Source organism: Methylobacterium sp. CCH5-D2 (assembly GCF_001556475.1).
GTDB lineage: Bacteria > Pseudomonadota > Alphaproteobacteria > Rhizobiales > Beijerinckiaceae > Methylobacterium > Methylobacterium hispanicum.
This window is the reverse complement of sequence record NZ_LSIX01001154.1, coordinates 1-9934: the sequence shown is the minus strand read 5'-3', so window position 1 is coordinate 9934 and position 9934 is coordinate 1. Positions and strand designations below refer to the sequence as shown.

Sequence of the window (9934 nt, the reverse complement as noted above, 5' to 3'; positions counted from 1 at the left end):
CCTCGCGGGCGAGCCCGAGGACGGCCGCGCCGATCCAGAGCGCGAGGAAGCTCGCCGTCGCAGTCACCAGCCCGCGCCGAACGCGCCGCCAGAACCCCTCCGTGGCGCGGCGTCTCAGCGTCGCGAGCACCACCGGCACGCCCAGGGCGAGGCCGAACAGCAGCGCCGCGACCGCGGCCCCGATGGCGTAGGCAGCCCAGAGCGGCGTGTTGGTGAGGAAGGCCATCGAGCCGGTGCCGAATCCGGCGCGCAGCACGAGACCACCGAAGGTGGGGTAGAGCGAGACGGCGAGCAGCAGGCCGAGGCCGAGGAGGCCCAGGACCGCCCGGCGGACCGGGGACGCAGGCCCGGGCGCCGAGACGGCGCAGACGATCCGGACGAGTCCGTACACGAGGCCGAAGGCGAAGAGCGGGTAGCGGTCGAGGAAGAAGCCGTAGGCGAAGGGCTCGACCGCCCCGGGCAGGCCCGAGCGCTGGCTGAGGCCCGTCGCCGCCGCGAGCGCCAGGGCGGCGAGCGCCGCCGCGACGGGGGCGGCGGCCAGGAGGATCGGTGCTCCGCGCATCACTCGGGTACTCTACACGGCAATCGGGCGGCGGGACTTGAACCCCGCGTCATACTCCCTCCCCCGCAGAGGGGGGAGGGAGAGAAGCGGCCCCCCGAGCCCTTACCGCCCCTCGTAGTTGTCGCGCACCAACCGGTCGAGCAGACGCACGCCCCAGCCCGCGCCCCAGCTGCGATTGATCTCGTTGGGGGTGGACGACATGCCGACGCCCGCGATGTCGAGATGCGCCCAGGGCGTGTCGTTGACGTAGCGCTTGATGAAGGCGGCCGCGGTCGCCGCGCCGCCATGGCGCCCGCCGGTGTTCTTCATGTCGGCGAACTTCGAGTCGATCGCCTTGTCGTAGGCCGGGATCAGCGGCATCCGCCAGACCTTCTCGGCGGTCGCCTCCCCGGCCGCGGTGATCTTGCCCGCGAGGTCGTCGTCGTTCGAGAACAGGCCGGCGATGTCCTGGCCGAGCGCCACGATGATCGCGCCGGTGAGGGTGGCCAGATCGATGATCGCCTTCGGCTTCTCGGTCTGCTGCACGTGCCAGATCACGTCGGCCAGCACGAGGCGACCCTCGGCGTCCGTGTTGATGACCTCGATGGTCTGGCCCGACATCGAGGTGACGATGTCGGAGGGCCGGTAGGAGGCGCCGTCCGGCATGTTCTCGACGATGCCGATGGCGCCGACCACGTTCACCTTGGCCTTGCGGGCGGCGAGCGCGTGCAGCGTGCCGACGACGGCGGCCGCGCCGCCCATGTCGCCCTTCATGTCCTCCATGCCGCCGGCCGACTTGATCGAGACGCCGCCGGAATCGAACACCACGCCCTTGCCGATCAGCGCGAGCGGCGCCTCGCCCGGCCGGCCGCCGCTCCAGCGCATCACCACCACGCGGGGCTCGCGCACCGAGCCCTGCGCCACGGCGAGCAGCGCGCCGAAATTCAGCTCGCGCAGGCGGGCGGGCTCCAGCACCTCGACCTCGACGCCGAGCCGGGCGAGCTCCGAGGCCCGGGCCGCGAACTCCGCCGGCGAGAGCACGTTCGGCGGCTCGTTGATCAGGTCGCGGGCGAGCGTCACGCCCTCGGCCACCGCGCGGGCCTCGCCGGCCGCGGCCTCCGCCTCGGCGTGGCCGGGCAGCATCAGGGTCAGGGCCGAGCCGGCCTTGTCCTCGGCGTCGGGCTTCTTCTTCGTCTTGTAGCGGTCGAAGCTGTAGGCCCGCAGGCGCGCGCCGAGTGCGAAATCCGCGGCCTCGCGCGGGCCGATCTCGGCACCCGGCCAGTCGAGCACCACCCGTGCGGCGCGACCCGAGACCTTGCCCGCCGTGAAGCCGCCGAGCACCGGCCACTCGATCTTCGCCCGGTCCTTGTCGGTGCCGAGGCCGACGACGACGAGGCGGTCGGCCTCGACGCCGGCCGGCGCCGGCAGGGAGAGCGCCGTGTTCTGGCGGCCCCGGAACTGCTCGGAGGCGGCGGCGCGCGCCACCAGATCGATGCCGGCCGCGCCCAGCACCTCGCGCGCCGCGGAGCCGAGCGCGAGGTCGTCGCCCACGAACACGACGAGGTCGCCCCCGCCGGCCCGGCCCACCGGAGCGAAGGTGATGGTGATGCCGTCCGCCATGTGGTTGCTTTCCGAGCTTCGCTGCCGTTCCTGGCGCAGGGCGGCCCCCGCGCGGGAGCGTCCCTGCGTTGTCTGCCCTGTGTAGCCGCTGAGGCGGAGAACGCAACGCGGCGCGAATGCTCTTGAAACCGCCGCACTTCGCGCGCCATGCCGGAACCCGGAGCCGGCCAAAGAGGGGGCGGAGCTCAGGCCGAGTTCGAGGGAGATCCGAGCCGACGCGATGACCCAGATCGAGCGCTACATCTTCCGCATCGCGCTCGGCGCCTGCCTCGCCTGCCTGATCGGCCTCACCGGCACGATCTGGGTGACACAGGCCCTGCGCGAGCTCGACCTGATCACCGCCAAGGGGCAGACGCTCCTGATCTTCCTCTTCGTCACCGGCCTGTCGCTGCCGACCCTCGTCGTGGTGATCGCCCCGATGGCGCTATTCATCGCGGTGATCTACGCGCTGAACCGGCTCAACGGCGATTCCGAGCTGATCGTGATGTCGGCCGCCGGCATGAAGCCGCGCGCGATCCTGCGCCCCTTCCTCACGCTCGCCCTCGCGGTGAGCTTCCTGGTGGGCTTCCTGACGATCGTGGTGATGCCGGCAAGCTTCCAGGAATTGCGCGACGTGATCACGCGGGTGCGCGGCGACTTCATCGCGAACGTCGTCAAGGAGGGCCAGTTCACCAGCCTCGACAACGGGCTGACCTTCCATTTCCGCGAGCGCGGGCAGAACGGCACCCTGCTCGGCCTGTTCATCCAGGACGCGCGCGAGGCCGGCAAGAGCAAGGTCTACCTCGCCGAGCGCGGCAACGCGATCGAGGTGGACGGGCAGAGCTACCTCGCGCTGGAGAAGGGCAGCGTGCACCAGCAGCAGAAGGACAGCCGCGATTCCTCGATCCTGACCTTCGAGCGCTACACCATCGACCTTGCGGCCTTCGCACCGCCCGATTCGGAGGTGGTCTACAAGCCGCGCGAGCGCTCGACCACGCAGCTGCTCTTCCCCGACCGGGACGAGGTCTACTTCAAACTGCAGAAGGGCCGCTTCCGGGCCGAGCTGCACGACCGGCTCTCCTCCTGGCTTTATCCCCTCGCGCTCGCCTTCATCGCCTTCGCGGCGCTCGGCGACCCGCGCACCACCCGCTCGGGCCGGGGCGTGGCGGTGGCGGGCGCGGTCCTGGCGGTCGTGCTCCTGCGGATCGCCGGCTTCGCCGCCGTGAGCGCTGCGGCGCGCAGCCAGGCGGCGGTGGTCGCCGTCTACGCGGTGCCGCTCGCCGCGATCGGGCTGTCGGCGCTCGTGATCTTCCACGGCCCGCGGGTGCGCGCCTTCAACGCGCGGTGCGCCGCGGCCTTCCGGGGGCTCGCGCCGCGCCTGCCCCGCCTGGCGCGGAGCTAGAGGCGCGTGCTGATCGGCCGGACCCTCGGGCTCTACTTCGCCAAGCGCTTCGCCCGGACGGTGCTGGGGGTGTTCCTCACCGTGTTCGCGCTCGTCTACACGCTCGACTTCGTGGAACTGCTGCGCCGCGCGGGCGACGCCGAGGGCGCCTCCGCGGGCCTGATGGCGCAGCTCTCCCTCTACCGAACGCCCGCCGTCGCCGAGGGCGTGCTGCCCTTCGCCGTGCTGTTCGGCTCGATGGCCGCGCTGCTGCAACTCTCGCGCAAGCTGGAACTCGTGGTCGCGCGCGCGGCCGGGATCTCGGCCTGGCAGTTCCTGCAGCCGGGGGTGTTCGTCGCCCTGGCTATCGGGAGCGTCGCGATCGGGATCTACAACCCGGTCTCGGCCGCCCTGAAACAGCGCTCGACCGAGATCGAGGCGAAGATCTTCGCCAAATCCACCAAGGGGGGCTCGGGCAAGGCGCTCTACATGCGCCAGAAGAGCCTCGACGGCTCGGCCATCATCCGGGCCGAGACGGCGGTGGAGGGCACCACGACGCTCGCCGGCGTCCAGGTCTTCACCTTCGACGAGGACGGCAGCTTCCTCTCCCAGATCGTCGCGGCGCGGGCCACGCTCCACGACGGCTGGTGGGAGCTCAGCGATGTGCGCCTTCTCACATCCCAGGCGCCGCCCGAGAGCTTCGGCACCTACCTGATCGCATCGACGCTCGACCCCGGCCAGGTTCGGCAGCGCTTCACCCCGCCGGAATCCGTGCCCTTCTGGCAACTGCCCGACACGATCGCGCGCACCGAACGGGCGGGCCTCGACGCCACACGGTACCGCCTCCAGTACGACGTCCTCTGGGCGCGCCCGGTCCTGTTCGTCGCCATGGTGCTGGTGGCCGCAACCGTTTCCTTACGGTTCTTCCGCTTTGGTGGCGTCGGGAAACTCGTCCTCGGGGGGGTCGCCGCGGGATTCGCGCTCTACGTCGCCCGGCAGGTCATGGAAGGCCTCGGAGCTGCGGGTATCGTGGCGGCGCCAGTGGCGGCGTGGCTGCCGGCCGTGGTAGGAAGCCTTCTCGGTACGCTCACGCTTCTGTACCAGGAAGACGGCTGAGCGCACCGCACGGTCACGCCCGCCGCGCCGGCCCGGCCGCCTTGCCGGGCCACGGTGGACGGGCGTTCCGTGCGTGTCGCTGAACCCGCTCGTTCGAGCGGGCCTCGGGAGGCGGGTGTGGTTGGGTTCGTGACGACGGACGTCACCGGAGCTGGGACAGGCGTTGCGTAAGGTCTCCGACATCGCGCGGATCGCAGGGCTGATGACGCTGCTGACGGGGCTGCCGTCGGCGGCGACGCCCGCGCTCGCGCAGTCCGGATCGGCCGCGAACCCGCTCGCCAAGAAGGCCGCGGGCAAGCCGGGCGACAAGCTCCTCGTCGAGGCCGACGAGCTGATCTACGACAACGACAAGAACACCGTCACGGCGAAGGGCAATGCCGAGCTGCACTACGGCCCGCGCACGCTGCAGGCCGACCGGGTGCGCTACGACCGCGGTTCCTCCCGCGTCTTCGCCGAGGGCAACGTCCGCCTGACCGACCAGGACGGCGCGGTCGTCACCGGCGACCGGATGGAGCTGACCGACGACTTCAAGACCGGCTTCATCGATTCGCTGCGCATCCAGCAATCGGTCGATCGGCGGGGCGAGACCGTGCGCACGCGCTTCTCCGCGCCGCGCGCCGAGCGCATCGCCGGCGAGCAGACCCGGTTCGACTACGGCACCTACACGGCCTGCGAGCCGTGCAAGGACAACCCGGAGGTGCCCCCGCTCTGGCAGGTGCGCGCCGCCAAGATCGTCCACAACAACGAGACCCACACGGTCTACTTCGAGGAATCGACCCTCGAGATCGCCGGCATCCCGGTCGCCTACCTGCCCTATTTCGAGGCGCCCGACCCGACGGTGAAGCGCAAGAGCGGCTTCCTGACGCCGCGCTTCATCACCTCGACGGCGGTCGGCACCGGCGCGTCGGTGCCCTACTTCTTCAACCTCGCGCCGGACTACGACCTCACGCTCTCGCCCGCCTTCCTGAGCCGCCAGGGCGTGCTGGGCCAAGCCGAGTATCGCCATCGCCTCGACAACGGCAGCTTCAACCTGCGCCTGTCGGGCATCTTCCAGACCACGCCCTCGGCCTTCCTGCCGGGCCCCCTGGGTGCGGGCGACCGCGACTTCCGGGGCTCGATCGAGAGCCGGGGCCGCTTCTACATCAACGATCGCTGGCGCACCGGCTGGGACCTCGTCGGCGTCACCGACAAGTGGTTCCTCGACAATTACCGGATCCGCAACCAGAACATCACGACGGACTATTTCCGCGAGGCGGTCTCGACCGCCTACCTGATCGGCCAGGGCGACCGCTCGTGGTTCGAGGCGCGGGGCTACTACTTCAAGGGTCTGTCGAGCTTCGACTGGCAGAAGGAGCAGCCGATCGTCGCGCCGGTGATCGACTACGACAAGCGGATCAACGGGCCGGGCGAGATCGGCGGCGAGGTGCGCTTCGAGGCGAACATCACCAGCCTGACCCGCGAGGCCACCGACTTCCAGGGCCTGCCGCGGACGAGCGCGTACCTGTTCAGCCCGAGCGTGAACGGGGTGAGCTACCCGCTCTACGAGACCTGCTCGACCTTCAACTCGGCGTCCTGCCTGATCCGGGGCCTCGCCGGAACGAACACGCGCGCCTCGGCCATGGCCTCCTGGCGGCGCACCTTCATCGACGATGCGGGCCAGAGCTTCACGCCGTTCACCTACCTGCGGGCCGACGCCTTCTTCACCAATCCGAGCCTGTCGGGCTACCAGAACGCCCTGGTGCCGACGATCGCCAACGTCGGCGAGGGCTTCAACGGCCGCGTCATCCCGGCGGTCGGCCTCGACTACCGCTACCCGTTCGTCAGCGATTTCGGGCCGCTCGGCGTCCACACGATCGAGCCGATCGCCCAGATCATCGCGCGCCCCTCCGAGACCCGGATCGGCCGGCTTCCGAACGAGGACGCGCAGAGCCTCGTCTTCGACGACACCTCGCTGTTCGAGTGGGACAAGTTCTCCGGCTACGACCGCGCCGAGGGCGGCGTGCGCGCCAATCTCGGCGGCCAGTACTCGGTCGTGACGGCGTCGGGCTGGTACACGAACGTGATGTTCGGCGAGTCGATCCAGGTCGCGGGCGTCAACTCCTTCCGGCGCGGCGACATCGCGAATGTCGGCCTCGAATCCGGCCTGGAGACCCGCCGCTCGGACTTCGTCGGCCGCTTCCAGGTCTCGCCGAACCAGAACATCTCCTTCATCAGCCGGGCGCGGTTCGACCAGGCGGACTTCAAGGTCAACCGCTTCGAGGCCGGCGTGACCGCGCGGTTCGCGCCGTTCCTGCCGCTGACGCTCGCGACCTTCTACTCCTACTACGAGGCGCAGCCGCTGCTCGGCTTCAGCCATCGCCGCGAGGGCGTGACCGCGAGCGCGACCTACAACATCACGCCGAACTGGTTCCTCACCGGTTCGGCGCTGGTCGACCTCACGCACTACCTCGACACCCGCGACCTCTACGCGACCGCGCTGACGGGCTACCTCGCCGACCCGACCGGTACCCTGCCGGTCTATCAGAACCCGGGCCGGTTCTACCTCTCGGGCCTCAGCCTCGGCGGCGGCTACCAGGACGAGTGCACCACCGTCTCGCTCAACTACATCGTCTCGCCGATCGCCACCGCGCTCGGCACGCGCGAGCGGAACCAGACGGTGCTGCTGCGGGTCGAGTTGAAGACCCTCGGCGAGGCGGACCTGCGCCAGAACGTCGGCACCGTCACCACCAACGACGGCATCGCCTCGGTGCGCTGAGGCCGCCCGCGGCTTGCGGGCGCGCCGGATTCCCTTAGATCGCAGACCACGAGCGCCGCACCGCCGGCCGCGCAAGCCCGCGCATCGTCAGGCCCGCCCATGCCCCCTCTCGCCCTCACCCTCGGAGACCCGGCCGGGATCGGACCCGAACTCGCCCTCGCGGCCTGGCTCGCGCGCGGCGGCGCGCACCCGCTGCCACCCTTCTTCCTCGTCGCGGACCCGGCCTTCGTGGAGCGCGCCGCCGACCGGATGGGCCTGCCGGTTCCGGTGGCCGAGATCGACCCGGAGACGGCGGCCGAGGTGTTTCCCAGGGCGCTGCCCGTGGTGGCGCTCCCGAGCGGCGCCACGGTCGCGGCCCTGCCGGGCCGGCCGGACTCGGTCCACGCGGGCGCGGTGATCGAGTCGATCACCGCCGCGGTCGGGTGGGTGAAGGCGGGCCGCGCGAGCGCCGTGGTGACCAACCCGATCGCCAAGTACGTGCTGACCCGGGCCGGCTTCGCGCATCCCGGACACACCGAGTTCCTGGCCGCCCTGGCGGTCCCGCCGGGCCTGGAACCGCCGAAGCCCGTGATGATGATCTGGAGCGAGACGCTCTCGGTCGTGCCCGTGACGATCCACGTCGCCTTGCGCGACGTGCCGGCCCTGCTCACCCAGGATCTCGTCGTGGACACCGCCCGCACCGTCGTGCGGGATCTGCGTGCGCGCTTCGGCCTGGAGAAGCCCCGCCTCGTCCTGGCCGGTCTCAACCCGCACGCGGGCGAGGCCGGCACGATCGGGACCGAGGACCGCGACGTGCTGGCCCCGGCCGTGGCGCGCCTGCGGGCGGAGGGCATCGACATCAGGGGGCCGCTGCCGGCCGACACCCTGTTCCACGCCCGCGCGCGGGAGACCTACGACGTGGCGCTCGCACCCACCCACGATCAGGCCCTGATCCCGATCAAGACCATCGCCTTCGACGAGGGCGTGAATGTGACCCTGGGTCTTCCCTTCATCCGCACCTCGCCCGACCACGGCACGGCCTTCGACATCGCCGGCCAGGGCCTCGCCCGGCCCGACAGCCTGATCGCGGCGCTGCGCCTTGCCGACCGTCTCGCCCGCAATGCCGGTCTCGGTCTGCCCGAGAGCGCCGAGGTGATCCCCCTCAGCCTCTACGCCGGACGCCGGACGGACATGCGACACTTCGATCCCGACGACGAGCTGTGAGCGCACCGGATGGGCTGCCGCCGCTGCGCGACGTCGTCGCGCGGCACGGCCTGGAGCCGAAGAAGGCCCTCGGCCAGAACTTCCTCTACGATCTCAACCTCACCGGCCGCATCGCCCGTGCGGCGGGTCCGCTCGCCGGGGTCACGGTCGTCGAGGTCGGTCCCGGCCCGGGCGGACTGACCCGCGCCCTGCTCTCCGAGGGCGCGGAGCGGGTGATCGCGATCGAGCGCGACCCCAGGGCGCTCCCCGCGCTCGCCGAGGTCGCCGCGCACTATCCCGGCCGGCTCGAGGTGGTGGACGCGGACGCGCTGGAATTCGACCCGCGCCCGCTGATCGGGGACGGGCCGACACGGATCGTGGCCAACCTTCCCTACAATGTCGGCACGCCGCTGTTGACCGGCTGGCTCGACACCGAGGCCTGGCCGCCCTGGTGGGATTCCCTGACCCTGATGTTCCAGCGGGAGGTGGCCGAACGGATCGTGGCCGACGAGGGAGACCGGGCGAATTACGGCCGGCTCGGCGTACTCTGCGGTTGGCGCACCGAGGCCGACATCCTGTTCGACGTCAGCCCCTCGGCCTTCGTGCCGCCGCCGAAGGTGACGTCGAGCATCGTGCAGTTGAGGCCCCGCACCGATCCTCTACCCTGCCGGGTCGGTGCTCTGGAGTCGGTCACGCGCGCGGCCTTCGGGCAGCGCCGCAAGATGCTGCGCCAGAGCCTGAAGGCCCTCGGCGGCGATCCGGTGCCGCTGCTCGCGGAGGCCGGCATCGCCGACACCGCACGGGCCGAGGAGGTGCCGGTCGCCGGCTTCGTCGCCCTGGCGACGGCCTGGGACCGCGCCCGCGGGCGCTGACGCGCGCGAAAAAGGCCGGCACCGCCTTCGCGATGCCGGCCCTCGTTACCCAAATCCCGATCTGCGATCAGGCGGTCTGCTGGATCGCCGAGAGGATCCACGGGCGGCCCGGACGGCGGACGAAGGTCCAGAGTTCGGTCGCCTGTGGGGCGCCGGTCTCGACGACCTGATTCGAGCGGCGGTCGAGGGTGACGTCCTTCAGCGCGTAACGCATCGCGACGGTCGCGTACTCGTCCGAGCCCTCGCCCCAGGCCTCCGACAGGTCGCCCTGCAGGAGCTTCACCTCGGACACCCGGTTGACGACGCCGCGCGCCGCGTTCGCCTGGAGTTCCTCCTCGAAGTAGCCGGCCATCTCCGGCGTCGCGAGGTTTCGCAGGCCGACCTTGTCTTCGTGCGAGTACGCGTCCTGGATCTCGCCGAGCAGGCGCTCGAAGGACTGGAAGTCGTTCGGGCCGATCTGGACCGGGCGCTGTTGCTGAGGGCGCGGC

The 9934-nt window shown here is 71.1% G+C and carries 8 protein-coding genes; 5 read left to right on the top strand and 3 right to left on the bottom strand.

Annotated features, from left to right (window positions below; all coding sequences use genetic code 11):
- Together AX737_RS31335 and AX737_RS31330 are read right to left on the bottom strand one after the other, a co-directional pair.
- Window positions 1-562: hypothetical protein (locus tag AX737_RS31335; RefSeq protein WP_066928096.1), on the bottom strand; the 562-nt coding region annotated here is incomplete at its 3' end.
- A gap of 102 nt (window positions 563-664) precedes the next feature.
- Window positions 665-2161 carry a leucyl aminopeptidase gene (locus tag AX737_RS31330; protein WP_066928095.1) on the bottom strand — a complete coding sequence of 499 codons (1497 nt, stop codon included), beginning with the start codon at window positions 2159-2161 and terminating at the stop codon, window positions 665-667.
- 220 nt (window positions 2162-2381) lie between these two features.
- Here AX737_RS31330 and lptF point away from each other — a divergent pair, with 220 nt between their 5' ends.
- The 5 genes from lptF (at window position 2382) to rsmA (ending at window position 9446) form a co-directional block, all read left to right on the top strand.
- Window positions 2382-3542 (top strand): LPS export ABC transporter permease LptF, encoded by a 1161-nt coding sequence (gene lptF / locus AX737_RS31325; protein ID WP_066928093.1) that lies wholly within the window; start codon window positions 2382-2384, stop codon window positions 3540-3542.
- Between the two features lie 6 nt (window positions 3543-3548).
- Window positions 3549-4637, top strand: coding sequence for an LPS export ABC transporter permease LptG (gene lptG / locus AX737_RS31320; RefSeq protein WP_066928091.1), 1089 nt, complete (start codon window positions 3549-3551; stop codon window positions 4635-4637).
- A 202-nt stretch (window positions 4638-4839) separates the two neighbouring features.
- Window positions 4840-7392 carry an LPS-assembly protein LptD gene (locus AX737_RS31315; protein ID WP_082773400.1) on the top strand — a complete coding sequence of 851 codons (2553 nt, stop codon included), beginning with the start codon at window positions 4840-4842 and terminating at the stop codon, window positions 7390-7392.
- Window positions 7393-7491: 99 nt separating this feature from the next.
- Window positions 7492-8595, top strand: a complete 1104-nt coding sequence (pdxA, locus tag AX737_RS31310) for a 4-hydroxythreonine-4-phosphate dehydrogenase PdxA (RefSeq protein WP_066928087.1) — start codon at window positions 7492-7494, stop codon at window positions 8593-8595.
- On the top strand, window positions 8592-9446 hold the full coding sequence (gene rsmA, locus AX737_RS31305; RefSeq protein ID WP_066928084.1) for a 16S rRNA (adenine(1518)-N(6)/adenine(1519)-N(6))-dimethyltransferase RsmA: 855 nt from the start codon (window positions 8592-8594) through the stop codon (window positions 9444-9446). The genes pdxA and rsmA overlap by 4 nt, the downstream gene beginning before the upstream one ends.
- Before the next feature lie 67 nt (window positions 9447-9513).
- Here the strand turns inward: rsmA and AX737_RS31300 are convergent.
- A partial coding sequence (locus AX737_RS31300) for a TIM44-like domain-containing protein (RefSeq protein ID WP_197430785.1) occupies window positions 9514-9934 on the bottom strand: 421 nt, incomplete at its 5' end.

What these genes read in the sequence shown, in the direction of transcription:
- lptF (WP_066928093.1), top strand. Translation starts at nt 2,382, where the DNA reads ATGACCCAGATCGAGCGCTACATCTTCCGCATCGCGCTCGGCGCCTGC.
- AX737_RS31315 (WP_082773400.1), top strand. Translation starts at nt 4,840, where the DNA reads ATGACGCTGCTGACGGGGCTGCCGTCGGCGGCGACGCCCGCGCTCGCG.
- AX737_RS31330 (WP_066928095.1), bottom strand. Translation starts at nt 2,161, where the DNA reads ATGGCGGACGGCATCACCATCACCTTCGCTCCGGTGGGCCGGGCCGGC.
- pdxA (WP_066928087.1), top strand. Translation starts at nt 7,492, where the DNA reads ATGCCCCCTCTCGCCCTCACCCTCGGAGACCCGGCCGGGATCGGACCC.